18 protein-coding genes are annotated in these 17,450 nt (G+C 60.5%); 9 read left to right on the top strand and 9 right to left on the bottom strand.

Features of this window, described 5'->3' with window-relative positions; genetic code table 11:
- Nucleotides 1-66: 66 nt before the first annotated feature.
- Nucleotides 67-507: a hypothetical protein gene (locus K309_RS0120535; protein WP_029048168.1), complete on the bottom strand. Its 441-nt coding sequence runs from the start codon at nucleotides 505-507 to the stop codon at nucleotides 67-69.
- 60 nt (nucleotides 508-567) lie between these two features.
- Complete coding sequence (locus K309_RS0120530) at nucleotides 568-903, bottom strand: hypothetical protein (protein WP_029048167.1); 336 nt, start codon at nucleotides 901-903, stop codon at nucleotides 568-570.
- 330 nt (nucleotides 904-1,233) lie between these two features.
- Here K309_RS0120530 and K309_RS0120525 point away from each other — a divergent pair, with 330 nt between their 5' ends.
- The 4 genes from K309_RS0120525 to K309_RS36940 all read left to right on the top strand — a co-directional run bounded on the left by K309_RS0120525 (nucleotide 1,234) and on the right by K309_RS36940 (nucleotide 5,477).
- Nucleotides 1,234-1,842 (top strand): DUF8548 family protein, encoded by a 609-nt coding sequence (locus K309_RS0120525; protein ID WP_156914406.1) that lies wholly within the window; start codon nucleotides 1,234-1,236, stop codon nucleotides 1,840-1,842.
- Between the two features lie 168 nt (nucleotides 1,843-2,010).
- Nucleotides 2,011-2,376, top strand: coding sequence for a hypothetical protein (locus K309_RS41805; protein ID WP_156914405.1), 366 nt, complete (start codon nucleotides 2,011-2,013; stop codon nucleotides 2,374-2,376).
- Entirely contained in the window at nucleotides 2,373-4,385 is a 2,013-nt protein-coding gene (locus K309_RS0120520) for a phage NrS-1 polymerase family protein (protein WP_232232438.1), read from the top strand. The genes K309_RS41805 and K309_RS0120520 overlap by 4 nt, the downstream gene beginning before the upstream one ends.
- A 390-nt stretch (nucleotides 4,386-4,775) precedes the next feature.
- The gene (locus K309_RS36940; protein WP_084402477.1) at nucleotides 4,776-5,477 is read left to right on the top strand and encodes a recombinase family protein; all 702 of its coding nucleotides are present in this window, start codon (nucleotides 4,776-4,778) and stop codon (nucleotides 5,475-5,477) included.
- Nucleotides 5,478-5,555: 78 nt separating this feature from the next.
- On the opposite strand, the gene K309_RS0120510 is transcribed toward K309_RS36940, so the two are convergent.
- Complete coding sequence (locus tag K309_RS0120510) at nucleotides 5,556-5,858, bottom strand: helix-turn-helix domain-containing protein (RefSeq protein WP_029048164.1); 303 nt, start codon at nucleotides 5,856-5,858, stop codon at nucleotides 5,556-5,558.
- 121 nt (nucleotides 5,859-5,979) lie between these two features.
- Here K309_RS0120510 and K309_RS39240 point away from each other — a divergent pair, with 121 nt between their 5' ends.
- The 4 genes from K309_RS39240 (at nucleotide 5,980) to K309_RS41800 (ending at nucleotide 9,992) form a co-directional block, all read left to right on the top strand.
- Nucleotides 5,980-7,590: a lysozyme inhibitor LprI family protein gene (locus K309_RS39240; protein ID WP_084402476.1), complete on the top strand. Its 1,611-nt coding sequence runs from the start codon at nucleotides 5,980-5,982 to the stop codon at nucleotides 7,588-7,590.
- Nucleotides 7,591-7,671: 81 nt separating this feature from the next.
- Nucleotides 7,672-8,406, top strand: a complete 735-nt coding sequence (locus tag K309_RS39235; protein ID WP_051320526.1) for a lysozyme inhibitor LprI family protein — start codon at nucleotides 7,672-7,674, stop codon at nucleotides 8,404-8,406.
- Nucleotides 8,407-8,492: 86 nt separating this feature from the next.
- Entirely contained in the window at nucleotides 8,493-8,963 is a 471-nt protein-coding gene (locus K309_RS0120495) for a YbjN domain-containing protein (RefSeq protein WP_029048162.1), read from the top strand.
- 60 nt (nucleotides 8,964-9,023) lie between these two features.
- Entirely contained in the window at nucleotides 9,024-9,992 is a 969-nt protein-coding gene (locus K309_RS41800; RefSeq protein WP_156914404.1) for a hypothetical protein, read from the top strand.
- 545 nt (nucleotides 9,993-10,537) lie between these two features.
- Here K309_RS41800 and K309_RS0120485 read toward each other — a convergent pair.
- Together K309_RS0120485 and moaC are read right to left on the bottom strand one after the other, a co-directional pair.
- Nucleotides 10,538-11,392: a tyrosine-type recombinase/integrase gene (locus K309_RS0120485; RefSeq protein ID WP_369796465.1), complete on the bottom strand. Its 855-nt coding sequence runs from the start codon at nucleotides 11,390-11,392 to the stop codon at nucleotides 10,538-10,540.
- 267 nt (nucleotides 11,393-11,659) lie between these two features.
- Nucleotides 11,660-12,145, bottom strand: a complete 486-nt coding sequence (moaC, locus tag K309_RS0120480; RefSeq protein WP_029048159.1) for a cyclic pyranopterin monophosphate synthase MoaC — start codon at nucleotides 12,143-12,145, stop codon at nucleotides 11,660-11,662.
- Between the two features lie 83 nt (nucleotides 12,146-12,228).
- On the opposite strand from moaC, the gene K309_RS0120475 reads away from it, so the two are divergent.
- On the top strand, nucleotides 12,229-14,058 hold the full coding sequence (locus tag K309_RS0120475; protein ID WP_029048158.1) for a M48 family metalloprotease: 1,830 nt from the start codon (nucleotides 12,229-12,231) through the stop codon (nucleotides 14,056-14,058).
- Between the two features lie 27 nt (nucleotides 14,059-14,085).
- Here K309_RS0120475 and K309_RS0120470 read toward each other — a convergent pair whose 3' ends face one another.
- From K309_RS0120470 to waaF, 4 genes are all read right to left on the bottom strand, one after another.
- Nucleotides 14,086-14,652, bottom strand: a complete 567-nt coding sequence (locus K309_RS0120470; protein ID WP_029048157.1) for a DUF2946 family protein — start codon at nucleotides 14,650-14,652, stop codon at nucleotides 14,086-14,088.
- A 44-nt stretch (nucleotides 14,653-14,696) separates the two neighbouring features.
- Nucleotides 14,697-15,791 (bottom strand): YheT family hydrolase, encoded by a 1,095-nt coding sequence (locus K309_RS0120465; protein ID WP_029048156.1) that lies wholly within the window; start codon nucleotides 15,789-15,791, stop codon nucleotides 14,697-14,699.
- Nucleotides 15,792-15,880: 89 nt separating this feature from the next.
- Nucleotides 15,881-16,321 (bottom strand): YybH family protein, encoded by a 441-nt coding sequence (locus K309_RS0120460; protein WP_029048155.1) that lies wholly within the window; start codon nucleotides 16,319-16,321, stop codon nucleotides 15,881-15,883.
- Nucleotides 16,322-16,339: 18 nt separating this feature from the next.
- The gene (gene waaF, locus K309_RS0120455) at nucleotides 16,340-17,362 is read right to left on the bottom strand and encodes a lipopolysaccharide heptosyltransferase II (protein ID WP_029048154.1); all 1,023 of its coding nucleotides are present in this window, start codon (nucleotides 17,360-17,362) and stop codon (nucleotides 16,340-16,342) included.
- Nucleotides 17,363-17,450: the final 88 nt, after the last annotated feature.

The following is a 17,450-nucleotide window of genomic DNA, read 5'->3' as shown; positions in this document are numbered from 1 at the left end:
CACGTTGTCGCGTTTGCGGCAGGCTTACACAGCAACACGCCCGGCTTCGATATAAGGGGACAATCCTTACCCCATTACGCGGTCTTCGACCCACAAGACCTCGCGGCAGAGTACGGCGCGAATTTTTCCGCAGCCAATAGCTTTGGCAAGATTGTCCTTAGTGATGCAGTATTTTTCAACGTAGCGGATTGCCTTAATTGGCTTCCCGAGATATTCCACATCTTCGTCAGTGAGGCCAAACTCCCTCGCCTCACTCACCGGATCGACTAAGACGGCCATTCGCTGACGGGTTTCGGCAAGGATTTCACCCCTTAGCTGCGTGATGCGCATTTTTACATATAGCGCCTTTGCCGAAGGGTGGTCCCAGTTGCTGTCAGACAGCGCCTTGGTCCACAGGCCCTGCTTGACGATTGAATTACTCAATTCGATGGCGACAAATTCATAAAGCAACTCATCCGTTGGGCTAGGTGTGGAACTTTGCTCTCGCAAGAAGTTGAAGATGTCCATGGGCTTCCGAAAAAATGTAAATGCCCACTAACATCTTGTAGTGGGTGTATGCCGAAAGGGTCACTTTGCCGCTTCGCATTTAACTTGGTTGCCGCTTTGGTAGCAACGAATTGCGACCGTGTCGCCCTTATGTCGGTAGTTTTGAAGATAGACGGTCTTGCTATCCGGCTGGCTATCCCGGTAGCTGCTTGTGGTAGGGGACGGGCTGGCGGCGACGGATTCAGCGGACGGCGATTCGTCTTTACCTGTGATCGCTCCAAGAATCCCGAGTGCAACTGCGGCAAGGAAGCTGTATTTAAACCATGGCCCGACCGATTTGGCGTCCGAGGCAAATCCCCGCGTGAGTGACAAGATCACGATGAACATTATGCCGACAACAATCAGGAACTTGACCATCTCAGGAATCCTCTAGGTTGGCCAGCCTGTTCATGTTAGGAAGGTTGCCTTTTTAATGACATCCTCCAAATGGACGGCCCCCGCACGGATAACAATGAATGGTGTTGCCACAACCTATTAAGATGAGGTCATGACGACCGGTAGTGGGTCGAGATGTCACAACGAGGATGACTGGGTGCTGGATTGATCATATATCGTCGGACGAGTAAATCAGAAGGCGCCAGATTCAAATCAGCGATCAACCAAAGTGAGAACGCTATGCCACTGTCCGATCCCGAAAGGCTTGCTCAGTTCGTCCGGTCCCTCCCAGACTTTGTGGTCTCAGAGAACATGGACTGCAACTACAACCACATTGGCGCGACCGTTGCGGATGCTGTCCTTCAAGCCAACAATAACTACAAACGCAATGTGAAGCCGCGTGTGAACCGAATCTTGGCCGAATACCCTGAAGTGCGGACGACCAGCGCGGTTCTTGCGCTGCTGGCAGTCACCGACGCAATGGGGTTCCTTGATTGGCACGGCAGAAACCGTGCCGATCGCTTCTTGCACGTGCTTCGCTTGTTTGCCGCTGAGAACGTTGAAACTGAGGCGGACCTACGTGACTGGCTCTCTGTCGCCGTCAACCTGCAAAACCTCCGATCCATCAATGGCATCGGACCGAAGACGGTGGACTACTTCAAAATCTTGGTCGGGGCATCGACCAGTGCCATTGACAGGCATCTTCGCAATTTCCTTCGGCTGGCTGGCTTGACTAGCGGAAACTACGAGGCAGACCAAGCTGTGATTAACGCTGCCGCTGACATCCTCGGCATCGACCGCGCTCACTTCGATCACAGCATCTGGCAGTACATGAGCAAGCGTGCGGCGACATCAAGCTTCGGCGATTGCAATCGCGAGATGTGTTGGCGCGGTGATACACCGCAAAGAATCCAGCCATAAAAAGCGCAGCCCGTCAATCAAATATTGACGCTATCGGCAACGATCTGTATAATGCTATTTCTTGTTCGGTGAGCATCCGCTTGCCAGACATGCAAGGTCCTAAGAAGACCACTCCCCTGAGCGAATTTCGGTGTTTGTTGGCCGAATACTCGCAACGCGGCACCGTTCTTGGTGCGCGTCTATATGAATCCTTGGCGGTTCCCGAACTTGGCTGATGTCGTGCTTGCACGACCATCGAACGGCGTTTTGCCGTCCCTTGAAGCCCTGTGCGGAAGCCTAATTAGTTCCGCCAGCACCCCGCAGTTCTCGGTGTTCGCACGCAATCCGCGCAGCCTATGCGCCTTGCGGGTGAACGTTCGTCCGTTCGGGGTGCTGATGTATAGGCGCGGCAAGTCCGCGAAATTCTCAATGTCTTTTCAACAGAAATCGAATGTAATTTTCTCTCAGTCCCTGCAAGACGTCTTCGGCCAAGTGGGCGTGCCGCTTCCGCTGCGTGCGCTTGTATCGAGCAAACTGATCGGCGAGGTGCAATGATGTCGGCTCTCCTCGCACCCCAAAAGCCTGAAGTCCTGCCGGTAAATTTCGACGGCATCCCGGCCAGCATCAAGAATCATCCGCATTGGGTTCTGTGGCGTTACGAGCTAACAGAGAAAAACAAGTGGACGAAGCCGTTGTTCCAAATCAACGGTGGATACGCCAAGCCCGATGATCCGGCAACGTGGGCGACTTTCGACCAGGTGCGTGCCGCCTATGAAGCTGGCGAGTTCGATGGCATCGGTATCAATCTTCGGGGTGATCTGGTAGGCGTTGACCTTGACCACGTTATCGACGCATCCGGCGAACTGACGCCGCTGGCGACTGAGATCGTTGCGCAGTTCCAAGGGGCATACGTGGAAAAGTCGCCGGGTGGCGACGGCCTCCACATTCTGACCTGTGGCACGTTTGGCCGCTTCGGCAAGGGCACCCTGCACAAGAACTTTGAATGCTACGGTGAAGGTAGCAGTCGTTACTTTACGGTCACGGGCCATGAACTCAGCGACGGGGCCGACATCACGCACCAGCCGAAAGCCCTCGAATGGCTGTACCAAACACATTTCCATAAATCGACGGCGGCAGACGTGGACGTGGCGCAGAAGACCGACAGCGGCGTCGCGAAAATGCTGGACGATGCCATCATTCTGGCAAAAGCGGCGCAGGCCGGTAGCGGTGATCGGTTCCGAAAGTTGTTCGATGACGGCGATTTTTCCGACTACCAAAGCCAGTCTGAAGCGGAATTGGCGCTTGCGAACATGCTGGCCCGCTTCACTCAGGACAGTGGGCAGTTGGATCGTCTGTTTCAGGTATCGGCGCTATTCCGACCTGAGAAATGGGGCAAATCGCATTCCAGTGATGGCAAGACCTATGGGCAGATGACCATCGAGAAGGCCCTGTCCGGTCGCAATGCCGGAACGGGTGCCCAGACCGCACACGAAGTCTCGACGGACAGTTCGCGCAAATATGAATTCGTCCGTGCTACGGACTTCATGGCCGAAACCACCACAACCGAGTGGCTGATCGATGGCGTCTTGGAACAGAGCACGACGTGCATGTTGTTCGGTGCATCCGGCAGCGGGAAAAGCTTCGTCGCTATGGATTGGGCTTGTTGCGTGGCGACCGGCACCGACTGGCATGGTCAAGAAGTGGAACCCGTTCCGGTCTTCTATATTATCGGCGAAGGACTCAACGGCTTCCGTCGCAGATTGAAGGTCTGGGAGAAGACCAACGGCGTCTCTTTAGAAGGTAAGCCCTTTCATCTGTTGAAGCACCCTGTCCCGCTTTCTGACCAAGATAGTGCTCGCGATCTTTCGAAAACAATCACTGGGCTGGTCTCGGCTGACAAGCCGTGCATGATCATCATCGACACGTTAGCCCGTAGCTTCGGCAATGGGGACGAGAACAGCAACACCGACGTGAATCGCCTGATGAGCAATATTGATACGCATCTGCGCATCCCGCTCAATGCGTCGGTCGTGCTGGTTCACCACTCCGGGAACAGCGATAAAGATAGAGCACGGGGTGCTTCGGCCTTGAAAGCTGCTATGGACCACGAATACCGCGTGGATAAGCGCGCTAGCGGTCTTCGTGTTCTGCAATGCACCAAGATGAAGGATGGTCCCGAGGACTTCGAATTTCACTTTGAGGTCGAGGGCATGTCTTTAGGCGGCGGTGAGAGCGCCGGTGCTTTGGTTCCTCTCGATGTGCAGACGAACAAGAAAGCCACTGGTGAGAAGCTGACAAAACCTGCGATTGCGTGTCTTCGCGTGCTGAAAGACATTACCGACGTCAACGGTGTTCCGCCTGACTCCGAATTGCTGACGGCTGAGGGCATGTTCGGTCCCGACCTCGTGGTTCACGTAGATAAGTGGAAAACTGCTGCCATCGACGCAGGTATCAGTACGGGTACCGCTGATTCGCAGCGCAAGGCGTTCACCCGTGCAGTTGACCAACTGTTGCGTGCAAATCGCGTTGGCAAGCACGGCAACAACTACTGGCCTAAAAGATAGGACTTCGCGGACAAGCGGACAAACATGAATGACCAGCTTGTCCACAAGGACGAAACCAGTGACCAATTGCGGACAGACACGGACACACCCCTATAGGGGTGTCCAGCTGTCCAAAGGTCGGGTTCGAAAAAGAGACCGGATAGAAACTGATTTTTCTCTTTTTTGTGGCTATTGGAGATGAGAGGGTACGCCGTGTCCGTCCGGTCCGCAGGTAGCAAGTCAACGTGTTCGCGAAGCGCACGACCGCAGGTCGGGAGATATGTGACCGACTGGTCCCAAATGGGTATAGGTCAGGCGAACTGGTTCTCGATTGGTTCGATATACGGCTTGACACCACCCTAATCGAACTATTAATATGCGAACCATCCTAAACAGACCGATGAGGTGGTTATGTACGTCAGAGCGTACCTTCGTGCATCCACCAAAGATCAGGACGCGAATCGTGCGCGGTCAGACCTGATTGAGTTCGCCAAGGAACGGGGACTACAGATCGCGTCGTTCTACATGGAGAACGAGTCCGGGGCTTCGCTTCACCGACCTGAGTTGTTCCGTCTGCTTGCCGATTGCCACGAAGGGGACCTACTTTTATGCGAGCAGGTGGATCGGTTGTCGAGACTTAACAACGATGACTGGCAACGGTTGAAGGGCGAACTGCAATCGCGCCGGGTCCGGGTGGTTGCCCTTGACCTGCCAACTTCATGGATGATGACGACCAACGCGGACGACATCACAGGGCGGATGATGGACGCTCTCAACGCCATGATGCTTGATGTCCTCGCCGCAATCGCCCGCAAGGACTACGAGGACCGGCGTCGCAGGCAGAAGCAGGGGATCGAGAAGCTGAAGGCCGAAGGCGGCTACAAGGGTCGCAAGCCGGATGTCCAGCGGAACGCCGCCATCATGAACATGCTGCGCCGGGGCGATAGCTGGAACACCATCATCGCGGCCACTGGCTGTTCCCGGTCCACGCTGTCGCGGCTGGCGCAGCAGATCAAAGAAGAAGAATTCAACGACCTGACCGGTATTGGACCCGATGGCGTCCCATGCGCACTGATCGATTGGCCAGATCGTCGCAAGTCGCGTCGGGCATGAAGATCAGCCATCAGGCCGTCATGCGGGTACGTCAATCGGCAACCGCGCAAGCGGCGGCTGTCTCATAAGCCCGCTTCGCTAACCCGACACTTCGTCTATGAAGGCGATGATCTTGGCGCGTTGTTTCTTGTTCAGGCGATGAAACTTCAGAAGCAGATCGGCTTCGTCATCATCGACTGAGTGAAGGTAGGCGACCGGCACGCCTAGTACGGCGGCAATCCGCTCGACCAACGGTGCGTCGGGTACACGCTTTCCTTGCTCATAGCGATTCATCCGTGCGCTAGCCGACATCGGATCAAGTCCGGCCTCGATGCCGAGACGTTCCTGAGATAGTCCGGTGCGTAGGCGTGCTGCTTTGAGTCGTCGAGCAAATACCGACATGCGTGCCTTCAAGTGGCTGAAGACAAGAATCGTCGGGTTTTGGCTCGCCCCGAATACTACCGATTTGGTAGTATTCGGGCGCGTCTATGAAGAAGAAGCACAACATTGAGGGGGAATCTACATGCAGAACACCCAAAACCAGCCAATCTGGAATCCATCGACCGTCGCCGGTCTCAGCGTTATGTTTACCCCGGCCTTCGGTTCATACCTCAACGCATCGAACTGGAATTCTCTAGGGCAGCCAGAACGGGCATCCGCTTCGAAGGCTTGGTTTTATGTCAGCTTGCTCATCTTGGCTGCGATGGCTGCTGCGGTTTTCCTTGCAGCCAAGGCTGGTGGTGACACCGATACCGTTCGCGGGTTCATCAACATCGGTGGGCTGATCTACTTCTTTATCTGGTACGTGGCCTCGGGTCGCAAGCAGGTCAGCTATGTGAAGGACGGCTTCGGGAAGACCTACGCGAAGAAGTCGCTGGTGAAGCCGGTACTGGCGGGTCTTGCCTTGGCGGTCCTCTATGCCGTCGTCGTCTTCGGTCTGCTGATCGCGACCAATGGACTCAATGACGAAGACGGTCAGATTGCCGATGAGGGTTCATCCCGCAGTCCATCGGCCCTACTCGCAGGTGTGTTCGGTGGGGCTGCCAAGCTGGACTGCGCGTCGAAGGATGTGAAGGAAATCATCACAGACAACTACGCCGAACAGCTTGCGGACACCGGCGTCCCCGATCTGGCAATGGCAATCGCTCGCGAACGCATCAAGTTCCGTGTCGAGATGATCACCGAGACATTGCGAAACGACCAGTCGCATAACGTCCAGTGTTCCGGCAAGCTGGTGGTCGAATTCCCCAAGGAAGACTTGGTGAAAGCGGCACAGGTCAAGGAAGCGAAGATCGCTGAAGCGTCCATCCGTGGTTTCCGGATGCCCACCGATCCGATGTTCAGCACCACGCTGACCTATCTGGTGTCCAGCCCGGCTGACAAGGAGGAGAAGCAGAACGGCCCGATTGTGAAGATGACGACGCGGGCCGGTGTGAAGGCGGGTGAAGGCGATTTTGGACCGTATATCGTGGCATACACGATGCTGGCCTATGCCGCACCTGACCTCACTGCCTCGTCCAAAAATGACCGTCCGTGGGACAAGGACTGGAAGACTGCTGCGGTCGAGGAATGCGGCCAGCACCTGAACGGACACCTGTGCGGCTGCAAGATGGACCAGTTCGAGAAGCTGGTGTCGCAAGAAGACATGCAGCGGATCGGTTTCTCCATCCAGTCCAATCCGTTGCTGGCGGGGAAGTACCCCAACTTCATCGCCGTGTCCGAAAGCCTGAACAAGCAATGCCCGCTGCCACAGGGCGTCGCCAGTGTTCCTGCACCGGCTGGCAGTGCTGCGCCTTCAGCGGTAGAGGAACCTGCAAAACCACTTGGACAAGCTGAGGCATCGCCGTCCCCGGTGACACAGGCTGCGCAAACCGCACAACCTGCCATCGTCGCGTCGTTCGATTGCACCAAGGCATCGTCCAAGATCGAGAAGCTGGTTTGCTCTGCACCCGAGACTGGCGACGCAGATCGCCGCCTTGCGTCCTCGTACCGCACTGCACTGGCGAAATCGACCGATGCCGCAACACTGAAACAGCAGCAGCGGGATTGGCTGAAGGAACGAAATGCCTGTGAGGACGCCGCCTGTCTTCTGAAGGTAACGGATTCCCGCATCCAAGCCCTGTCCGCGATGTAAGGCACCCACCTAAGATCACGCAGCAACCGCCGTTCATCGGCGGTTTTTTCATCATTAGATTACTGACGACCAAGGAAGCCTATGAAATTCCGACATCTGATTCTGGCACTGCTGATCGTTTCGCCTCTGGCTCACGCCACGTCTTTTGACTGCAAGAAAGCATCAACCTTCGCGGAAAAGACCATCTGTGCCAGTTCACTGCTTGGGAAACTGGACGACGCACTGACGGAGAACTACAGCGCCATGCTGGCGACCGACTTGGGCGATGGCGGGGCGTCCTTGAAGAAGGAACAGCGGGCATGGATCAGTCAGCGTAACAAATGCACCACTGAACAGTGCCTGATCGATCTGTACCGGAAGCGCGTGGATGATGTCTGCGAAGCGCCAGTGGTCAGCGGGATGCATGCGGCGTGCGTCCAGTCCAGCGACATCAAAGCGGGTCCGACGACGCTTGCAACCCAAGGCGGTTCCCAACCAGCTACCGCACAGGCCAAGGACAATCCGGTCATCGAGTCTTGGATGAAGTCATGCATGCCGTTTGCTGCACCGGCAGACCTTGACGGTCAGATTCGTGCGGGCAACGTGGCGTTCCGAGGCGTCAAGGTGTCCGCCGTGGATACCGCTGACGCCGGGGCTTCCAGCCTTGTGTCTGTACGGCTGGACGTTCCGGCTGCCGACTTCAAGGCAAAGAACCCTGACTTGGCGAAGACCGTCAAGTTTCCCAAGAGCAAGACATGTCCAGCGGGTGTACAGCGGTCGATGACCGGTGCCAAGGGCGCGACCATCGAGTGCAACTGCTTCACTGGCGGCGACTGATACCCGCCAGCCGGGATGGCGCCGTAGTGCATGTCATCCCGGTATTGCGCGAAAAAACCAACACATCCAAGAACCGGAGAGCCTATTTGACGAAGACCTTCACCGAAGCTGAGATCACCATCGCCGCCCTTGAAGCCCACATCCTCGACAGCGGCTTAGTTCCCTACAAGGTCCAGCCGGACGGTATTTGGCTACGGACTGAGAATGGTATCAGCTACGGCATATCGCTGATCCCCGACAGGAAGTTCATCCGCATTGGCACTTACCTGCCATTGACGCAGCAGGCGTCCATCGACCAGAAGCGGGAACTGGCGCGGCGGCTGAACGAGGAAGTGTTCCTGCCGGTGTTCACTGTGGATCAAGATGAAGACTTGACCGTCGCCTACGCGCTTCCGTTCACGCACGGACTGATCGCCGGGAACTTCATCTCGGTGGTCAATCGGTTCGGGTCCCTGTTGGAATATGTGGTCCAGAACTTCAACGAGGGCGGATTGATTCACTTCGGCAACCCGTCAGAAGCCTCTGGCACCCCTGCAAGCGGGGAACTGTTGCATTGATTTGTGTTGAAACTGACTTTTATCTAATGGCGCGAAAATTATTGCCGCATATTCGTTGTAGTGGCATCGACCAAATGGCTTACTTCTCCAAATCTGTTGTGCGATGAGTACCTCCCCACCAAAGAAGGGTGCAGCCATCTTGGTGCACACGCTTATAAAGGAAGCTCCACGGTCGAAGAGCCGAAGAACAACTCAGGGGAAAAGGTCATGGTTAATAGCAGAACAGGTAGTGAACCCAAGCACCGTATGGTCGGCGGGATCAAGAAAGTATTGAGAATCGTTCCCTTTTTGGCGTTGCCGATATTGGCTGCATGTGGTGGCGGAGACGACGATGAGCCGTGCCGCAAGATGGAGGGCGGGGTTTTTGTGCCATGCACACCGGCACCGAATCCATCCCCGAAGGTTCCAGAGGGAATTTGGGGGGGCGCAACCAACACCGGTCTTGCTGTATCCACATTGGTACTGGAAAACGGCCGCTATTTCTCTATCTACACATCTGGTGGGGCGTTCGCAGGTCTTGTGGAGGGTATTCTGACTGCGTCAGGCGGCAAATTCTCCGATCCCGCTGCTGTCAATTTCTCGGCTTCTGCGTCGCCAATGGCCGCGACCGTAAACGGTTCTTTCACTGAAAAGCAATCAATGTCTGGAACCGTGCAAAGCGGTACGCAGACGGTGACATTCAATGGCAACTACAATTCGCTCTACGACACGCCCGTAACCCTCGCTGACGCCCAAGGTACGTGGACGGGTGGCCTTGCGGGGTCCAGCAACCCTGTAACGGTGACTGTCGGGGCGAGTGGTTCATTTACCGGGGGAGATGGGGTTTGCAATTTCGCCGGCACATTGACTCCTCGCTCTACAGGCAAGCACGTGCTCGACGGCACAGTCACGTTCCAGAACTCTTCTTGTGCGTTGGGGTCGGGGACCAGCGTCAATTTTGAGGCTGTTCCGTCTGGAAATCAGGTTGTGGCCGCCGGTGTTACATCGCAGCGGAACGGCGCCTTCGTTTTCATCGGCAACAAGAATTAATCAGGCCCTAATCGCTTGGTCTGGCCGGGGAGGAGGGCAACCTCCTCCCTTTGTTTTTCTGCGAACCGCAGGCCAGCCAACGCCACGCACTGAACAGCGATGTGGATGTTGTTTAATTCTGTCGTAAGAAAAATCCACGCCACCCTAGAATTGACGTGGAAGTCCTTGCTACCGCCCACAGGCCACCCCGGCACCGTGGGCATTTTTTTGTCCGCCGGAAACACCGCCCTTCGGACGGAATGACCGTGCCGAAGAAGGCGATCTACGCTGAGTCACTTCATCGATTCGCCATCACGATTTGCCCCAATAGGTGAACGCACGCCGGTGCCCGTAGACTGGCTTCAAGTCGGAACGACCGTAGCCAAAGGCGGTCACCCATACCGGGCCGCAACCCCACTTCTGCATCGTTCCGACACCCCACCCATCAACCCGTTTTGGCGGGTTTTTTGTTTGTACTTCCGAATGTCGAGCGGCTCAGAATGCATGCGCCACCAGTCGAAGGAAACCAGTGCACCGATGTCCTTCAGTCATGAATGCCGGTCCGGTCAACCGATCTTCTTCGCCAAATCGGCAGCAGATGGGTGGTAGTACCGCTTCAGCATGGTTAGGCTGCGGTGCCCGGATACTGCCGCCAGTTCGATGAGGTTCGGCAGCTTCGTCGCCAGCCGGGTGATGGCCGTGTGACGAAGGTCATGCCAGTGCAGGTCATCCAGTCCGGCCCGCTTGCACGCGCGTTTGAACGCTTTATGGTGCGCTGGTGCATTGATCGGGAATACGCTTCCATCGATGCAACGCGGGAGGTCGTGTAACAGGTCCACCGCTTTCCGGGACAGAGGCACAGTCCGTGCTGTGCCGTTCTTGGTCATCGGCAAGAACGCGGTCTGGGCTTCAAGGTTGATGTTCGACCAGCGCAGGGCAAGTAGCTCACCACGTCGCATTGCCGTTTCCAAACTCAGGATAGCCATTGGTCGAAGCCACGGATTCCGGCGTGCAGTTGGTGCCAGCGCCACCAGCAATCGAAATTCTTCCTCCGCCGTCAGTACCCTGTCTCGTCCCTGCGGCGTCGGAGGTTTGCGAACAGATGCGACCGGGTTTGTGATGTTGATACCCCATTCGCGCCGGGCGTGGTTGATGATGGCGGACAGGTAAGCCAGTTCGCGAATCACAGTCCCCGGCTGTACTTGCTTCAGCCGTTCGTCCCGATACGCTGCGATTGCCATCGGCGTCAATGCAGCCATGCTCAATTTGGCAAGTTTCGTGCGGCACATCGCACGTAGCCTGATGGTGTCTTCAGTGCCGCCACGCATCGAAGGGCAGACCTCTGCAATGTAGCGTTCGAGGACATGCCCAAGCGTGGTCGATTCAGCCTCACTGAGGCTGACATAGCTGCCCCGGTCCATCCCTGTTTCCACGGACCTCGCCCACCGTTCGGCGTCTTGCCGCAACGCAAAAGTCTTTACTTCAGGCGGAAATCCATTGCGCGTTACCCGCGCCTGCCATCGGTTTCCTCGTTGCCTTATCGATGCCATCTCCTGTCTCCACTTGGACAGAATTTGGACAAGATCGATTTTTCGTCACTCCGTGGCAGCCGCTGCGGTCAGGCAATTGGCACAGTCGGTGAGTAGGGCAGACAACGATCTGGCGTCAAATTAAGGCTTATAAAACAATCACTTAATGTCGCCCGCCACCCAGTCGCCCGACTTGCCGCCGTGCTTCTCCAGCAGCTTCACATTCCCGATCACCATGCCCCGGTCCACCGCCTTGCACATGTCGTAGATCGTCAGCAGCGCCACCTGCACGCCGGTCAGCGCTTCCATCTCGACGCCGGTCTGGCCGCGGGTCTCGGTGCGGACGGTGCAGGCGACGGTGGCGTTGGCCTCGTCGAGCGCAAAATCGACCGCGACCTTGGTCAGCCCGATCGGATGGCACAGTGGGATCAGGTCGGCGGTGCGCTTGGTGGCCATGATCGCGGCCACGCGCGCGATGCCGAGCACGTCGCCTTTCTTTGCATTGCCGTCGCGCACCAGTGCGAAGGTGTCGGGCAGCATGGTGATGGTGCCGGTGGCCACGGCCACGCGGTGCGTGCTGGCCTTGTCGCCGACGTCGACCATGTGGGCCTGTCCGGCGGTATCGAAATGGGTGAGCTGGGTCATGGCTGGGCGTTGTGCGGGAGGCCTTTGGCTGGGGTGGAAGCCGTCTGATGGGAACGGCCACCGGAGGCCGCTATCATAGCAACATGCCAAAACAACCATCGCTTCGCAGGTCTGCCGCATCCGGCCGTTGTGCTGCTGTGGATGCCACGCCTGCCGGTTCGGCGTCACATCGTGGCCGCCCCGGGTCGCCATGGCGGCGGTCGCTGGCGGCGCTGCTGGCGCTGAGCATCGCGTCGCCGGCGTGGCCGCAGGCGACGCCGCGAACAGCGGCCGCAGCCCCGGCCTCGGCCGCTGTAGCGCCGGCCAGGCCGGCGGCGTCCACGCGCGCGCCGCAGCCGGTGCCATCGTTGTCCGGCGAGGCCAGCGACCAGGTCTACGACAACCTGAACCGCAGCATCAAGGCCGGGCAGAAGTCGGAGTTCGGCCTGCGCACCAATAACGCGGTGGTGGAAAGCGGCGGGGTGCAGCTGCCTGACCTGGGCGACCCATCCACGGCATCGCTGTCGCCCGACATGGAAAAGCGCCTGGGCGACCGCATCATGCGCGATATCCGCCGCGATCCGCTGTACGTGCCGGATCCGCTGCTGTCGGATTACCTGAACGCGCTCGGCTACCGGCTGGTGCAGGCGGCGCGGCGGCAGAGCATCTCGGGCTCGACCGGAGCCGGCACCTTTGCCACCGGCTTCGACCTGTTCGCGGTGCGCGACCGCAGCATCAATGCCTTCGCGCTGCCGGGCGGCTATATCGGCGTGCATACGGGGCTGCTGGTGCAGTCCGACACCGAGTCGGAACTGGCCTCGGTGCTGGGCCATGAAATCGGCCACGTGATGCAGCGCCATATCGCACGCGGCATCACGTCGCAAGACCAGTCGATGTGGATCGCGCTGGCGTCGATGGTGCTGGCCGGCCTCGCCGCCACGCGCAGCCCCGATGCCGCGGCGGCGCTGGCGATGGGCGGGCAGGGCGCCGCCGTTGCGAACCAGCTCTCGTTCTCGCGCGGCGCGGAGCGCGAGGCCGACCGCGTCGGTTTCCAGATCATGACCGCGGCGGGCTTCGACCCGCAGGGCATGCCCGATTTCTTCGCGCGGCTGCAGCGCGTGTCCGGCATCTCGGAAAGCTCGGTGCCGTCCTATGTGCGCACCCACCCGCTGACTTCCGAGCGGCTGGCCGACATGCAGGACCGCGTGAGCCATGCCAATGCGCGCAAGGTGCCCAATACGCCCGAGTACGAGTTCGCACGGATGCGCGCGCGCGTGATCCAGGAATCGTCGCCGAGCGACCTGCAGGCCTTGCGCAACGCGCTGCGCGCGCAGTTGCCGGGCGCCTCGGCGCTGCGCGCGCCGGCGCTGCACTACGGCCTTGCCTTCACCGAGCAGCGCCTCGGCCGTGCCGCCGCCGCCGAGCAGGAACTGGCCGAGGCGCGGCGGCTGTACGGCACCATCCCCGGCGCCAGCTCGGGCAGCCCCATGCTAGACGTGATGGCGATCCAGCTGGCGCGCACGCAGGGCCGCGTGCCCGAGGCGCTGTCACAGGCCACGGCGTCGATGAAAGCTTTCCCGCTCTCTCATGCGGTATCGGTCGTCTATGCCGAGACCCTGATTGGCTCGGGCCGTTATGACGAAGCGGTGCGCTTCCTGCGCGAACGCACGCGCCAGGAAACCAGCCGCAGCGACTGGTGGGAGATGCTGGCGCGCGCGTACGCCGGCCAGGGCAAGCGGGTACAGCAGCACCAGGCGCTGGCCGAGAAGTACGCGATGGACGGCGCCTACCAGGCCGCGATCGAACAGTTGCAGATCGCCCGCAAGGCCGGAGACGGTGACTTCTATACGCTGTCCGAGGTCGACGCCCGCCTGCACCAGCTGGAACGCCAGTACCGCGAGGACAAGCAGGACAGCAAGGGCATGCCGAACTGAGGCAGCGCCGGTCAGCGCCGGTCGGCGTCAGGCCGCCGGCTGGCGCACAAAGCCGAAGCGCTTCGGCACCTCGCTTTCCGCGATGGGCTCGATCGGCAGGTCGCGGCCGTCGTGGTGGAACAGGCCGAGTTCGGTGCCGCAGGCTTCGCCATGCCAGGTGCTGCTGCCGCTGAAGGTCTCGAGGTCATGGTCGTGCAGCAGCGCTGCCTGCGTGCCATCCACGCCGTCGACCGTCCCTGACAGCACCACGTTGCCATTGTCGTCGGCGTAGCAGGCCTGCAGCGTGAAGGGCTGCCGCGAGGTCGTGCAAAACGCGCGCTGGTGCAGCCGCACGATCCACGGCGCGTACGCCAGCGCCACGAACACCTTCTGCGGCCCGTTCTGGAAGTACCACGCGCCGCGCTCGTCGCACAGGTAGTTGCGTTCGATGAAGGCGACCAGCGCTTCGTTGCGCACCGGCTCGCCGGACAAGCCGTGCTGCTGGGCGTATTCATTGCGCAGGCGCCACTGCCCGCGCCGGTCCAGCGCGAGCCAGCCATAGGCGTTGGGCACGTTGGGCCAGCGCGCCATGGCTTGCCTGACGATGTCGTCCATCTCCTTCTCCTCTGCCGCCCAGGCGGCACGCGCCGCCGGCGGCTTTACATCATGCTGTCGAAAAAGCGCAGGATCCGCGCCGGCAGCCATTCGATGTGGCCGCCGAAGGCTACGCCCCACTGGCTGTCGGGCAGCCACAGATGGCGCCGCCAGCCTTCATCCGGGGTCATGAAGCCGACATGGCCGCCATGCTCCGGCTGTTCCAGCCAGACCTGCGGGCTGACGTCGGCCGGGCCGGGCAGGTGCCGCCCGGGCAGGAAAGGATCGTTGCGCGCATTGAGCACCAGCGTGGGCACGGCGATCGCGCCGAGCACCGGCTTGCTGGCGGCGCGGCGCCAGTAGTCGTCGGTATCGGCATAGCCGTGCAGCGGCGCCGTGACCACGTTGTCGAACGCGTACAGGTCGCGGCTGGCCAGCATCGCCTCGCGGTCGAACAGGCCGGGGAACTGCTGCAGCTTGGCCAGCGACTTGCGCTTGAGGGTCTGCAGGAACATGCGCGTATAGAGCATGTTGAAGCCGGCCGACAGCGCCGCGCCGCCCGCGGCCAGATCCAGCGGCGCCGAGATCGCGGCGGCGGCGTGCACATGGCCGGCACTGTTGCCGTCTTCGCCGAGCAGGCGCAGCAGCGCGTTGCCGCCCAGCGAGATGCCGACCACCAGCAGCTTGCGGCCATGGGCGCAGTGCTGGCGGTGCACGCGCTCCAGCACCCAGCGCAGCTCGGCCGAATCGCCCGAGTGGTAAAAACGCGGGGCCAGGTTGAGCTCGCCGGAGCAGCCACGGAAATGCGGGATCACGCCCTGCCAGCCGCGCGTGCCCAGCGCGTGCATCAGCGCCTGCGCATAGTGGCTGTTTGAATCGCCCTCCAGCCCATGGAACATCACCACCAGCGGCGTGTCCGGCCGCAGCGGGTGGGTGGTCCAGTCGAGGTCGATGAAGTCGCCGTCAGGCGTGTCCCAGCGCTCGCGCCGATAGGCAACGCGCGGCGGGCGGCGCGAAAAGCGCGCGGGGATGATGGTCTGGGCATGGCCGCCGCGCAGCCACCAGGGCATGGCGATGCCGTCGCCGTAGCCGTGGCCATGCTCGGGCGGCGTGGCGGCAACAGGCAAACGATGCGTCAGGAGGTCGGGGCGCTGCGTCATGCCAGCTCGGTAATGCGGTCTAGCGGTCTTGCGTTCTTGCCTTCTCGCAGCCCTGCCCGGTTGCAGCCGGGCCGCGCGGCCCGGCAGGCTCAGTGCAACGCCTGGCCGGGCGCCGCGGCCACCGCGGCTACCTGCACGGCGTTGGCCGGGCTGCAGTGGATATGGGCCAGGCGCCAGCCTTCGTGGTTCTGCATCAGCACATAGGTGGTGTGCACGTACAGGTCGGCTTCGACCCGGTCGCTGCCAAAGCGCAGCGCCTCGGTGACGTCGAAAATCGACACGGCCATCGATGCGTGGCTGCTGGTTTCGATCGCGTCGACCAGCACCGGCTGCTCTTCCAGCAGCTGCGAGAACGCCTGGCGCAGTTGTTCGTGGCCAATCATGCGCTGGCCGTCGGGCAGCACGCAGGTGATCGAATCCTCGTCCAGCCACAGGCGCAGCGCGGCTTCGGCATCGCGCAGCTTGAGCGCCTCGCGGAAGGCTTCGACGATGTCTTCGGCAGAATCGAACAGGCGGGCAAAACGAGGCATGGTGGCAGTGTCAGGGTATCAGGGCCGGTGCAGCAGCTTGCGCAGCTCAACGAAGACCATTTCGGGTTCGATCTCTTTCAGGCAACGCAGGTGGCCCAGCGGGCACTCGCGCTTGAAGCACGGGCTGCACTCCAGCTGCAGCCACATGATACTCGCAGCCTGTGACAGCGGCGGCGTGTGGCGCGGATCGCTCGATCCATAGACCGCCACCTGCGGGCGGTTCAGTGCCGCGGTCACGTGCATCAGGCCGGAATCGTTGCAGACCGCGGCCTCGGACAGCGCCAGCAGGTCGACGGCGTCATCGAGCGAAGTCTGCCCGCACAGGTTGCGCACGAACGGCGCGTCCTTGACGATCTCGGCGGCGATCTCGGCGTCCTTGGCCGAGCCCAGCGTGATCATCTGCGCGTACGGGTAGGAGCGCCGCAGCATCTGCGCCAGCCTGGCGAAGTGGCCGGCAGGCCAGCGCTTGGCGGGGCCGTATTCGGCGCCCGGGCAGAACGCGATCACGCGCGTGTGCGGGGCGATGCCGAAGCGCTCCGCGGTCGCCGCCATGCGCGCCGGGTCGACGCGCAGGCGCGGCTCGGGGATGTTCTCGGGCAGGCGCGCGCCGGGCTTGAGCGCGAGGCGGGCATAGTGCTCGACCATCGGCGGACGGTGGTCGCGCGGCGGGTTGGCATGGCGCACGTTGAGCATGCCGAAGCGCGCTTCGCCACGGTAGCCGATGCGCAGCGGAATGCCTGCCAGCCACGGGATCAGCGCCGACTTGAGCGAATTCGGCAGCACGTAGGCGAGGTCGTAGCCTTCGTTCTTGAGCTGCTGCGCGAACATCAGCCGCGCCGACAGCTGCAGCTTGCCGTGCGCCAGGTCGGACGGGAATACGCGGCCGATCTCGGGCATGCGCGCGAGCACGGGCGCCACCCACTTGGGCGCGAGCGCGTCGATGACCAGGCGCGGATGGCGCGCCTTGAGCAGCGCGAACAGCGGCTGCGCCATCAGGGCGTCGCCGATCCAGTTGGGGGCGATGACGAGGGCTTTCTTCATGGGCGGGGCGCGGGAAGCCGGTTCGCCGGCACGATCGCAGACATGGGCGCCGGCGCAATCGCCGGCAACAGCAACGCCCCGGGGCGCC

Source organism: Cupriavidus phytohabitans, assembly GCF_000426345.1.
In the GTDB taxonomy this organism is placed as follows: domain Bacteria; phylum Pseudomonadota; class Gammaproteobacteria; order Burkholderiales; family Burkholderiaceae; genus Cupriavidus.
This window is presented reverse-complemented; position numbering and strand designations above follow the sequence as displayed.

What these genes read in the sequence shown, in the direction of transcription:
- K309_RS0120535 (WP_029048168.1), bottom strand. Translation starts at nt 507, where the DNA reads ATGGACATCTTCAACTTCTTGCGAGAGCAAAGTTCCACACCTAGCCCA.
- K309_RS0120530 (WP_029048167.1), bottom strand. Translation starts at nt 903, where the DNA reads ATGGTCAAGTTCCTGATTGTTGTCGGCATAATGTTCATCGTGATCTTG.
- K309_RS0120525 (WP_156914406.1), top strand. Translation starts at nt 1,234, where the DNA reads ATGGACTGCAACTACAACCACATTGGCGCGACCGTTGCGGATGCTGTC.
- K309_RS0120520 (WP_232232438.1), top strand. Translation starts at nt 2,373, where the DNA reads ATGATGTCGGCTCTCCTCGCACCCCAAAAGCCTGAAGTCCTGCCGGTA.
- K309_RS36940 (WP_084402477.1), top strand. Translation starts at nt 4,776, where the DNA reads ATGTACGTCAGAGCGTACCTTCGTGCATCCACCAAAGATCAGGACGCG.
- K309_RS0120510 (WP_029048164.1), bottom strand. Translation starts at nt 5,858, where the DNA reads ATGTCGGTATTTGCTCGACGACTCAAAGCAGCACGCCTACGCACCGGA.
- K309_RS39240 (WP_084402476.1), top strand. Translation starts at nt 5,980, where the DNA reads ATGCAGAACACCCAAAACCAGCCAATCTGGAATCCATCGACCGTCGCC.
- K309_RS39235 (WP_051320526.1), top strand. Translation starts at nt 7,672, where the DNA reads ATGAAATTCCGACATCTGATTCTGGCACTGCTGATCGTTTCGCCTCTG.
- K309_RS0120485 (WP_369796465.1), bottom strand. Translation starts at nt 11,392, where the DNA reads ATGGACCGGGGCAGCTATGTCAGCCTCAGTGAGGCTGAATCGACCACG.
- moaC (WP_029048159.1), bottom strand. Translation starts at nt 12,145, where the DNA reads ATGACCCAGCTCACCCATTTCGATACCGCCGGACAGGCCCACATGGTC.
- K309_RS0120475 (WP_029048158.1), top strand. Translation starts at nt 12,229, where the DNA reads ATGCCAAAACAACCATCGCTTCGCAGGTCTGCCGCATCCGGCCGTTGT.
- K309_RS0120470 (WP_029048157.1), bottom strand. Translation starts at nt 14,652, where the DNA reads ATGGACGACATCGTCAGGCAAGCCATGGCGCGCTGGCCCAACGTGCCC.
- K309_RS0120465 (WP_029048156.1), bottom strand. Translation starts at nt 15,791, where the DNA reads ATGACGCAGCGCCCCGACCTCCTGACGCATCGTTTGCCTGTTGCCGCC.
- K309_RS0120460 (WP_029048155.1), bottom strand. Translation starts at nt 16,321, where the DNA reads ATGCCTCGTTTTGCCCGCCTGTTCGATTCTGCCGAAGACATCGTCGAA.
- waaF (WP_029048154.1), bottom strand. Translation starts at nt 17,362, where the DNA reads ATGAAGAAAGCCCTCGTCATCGCCCCCAACTGGATCGGCGACGCCCTG.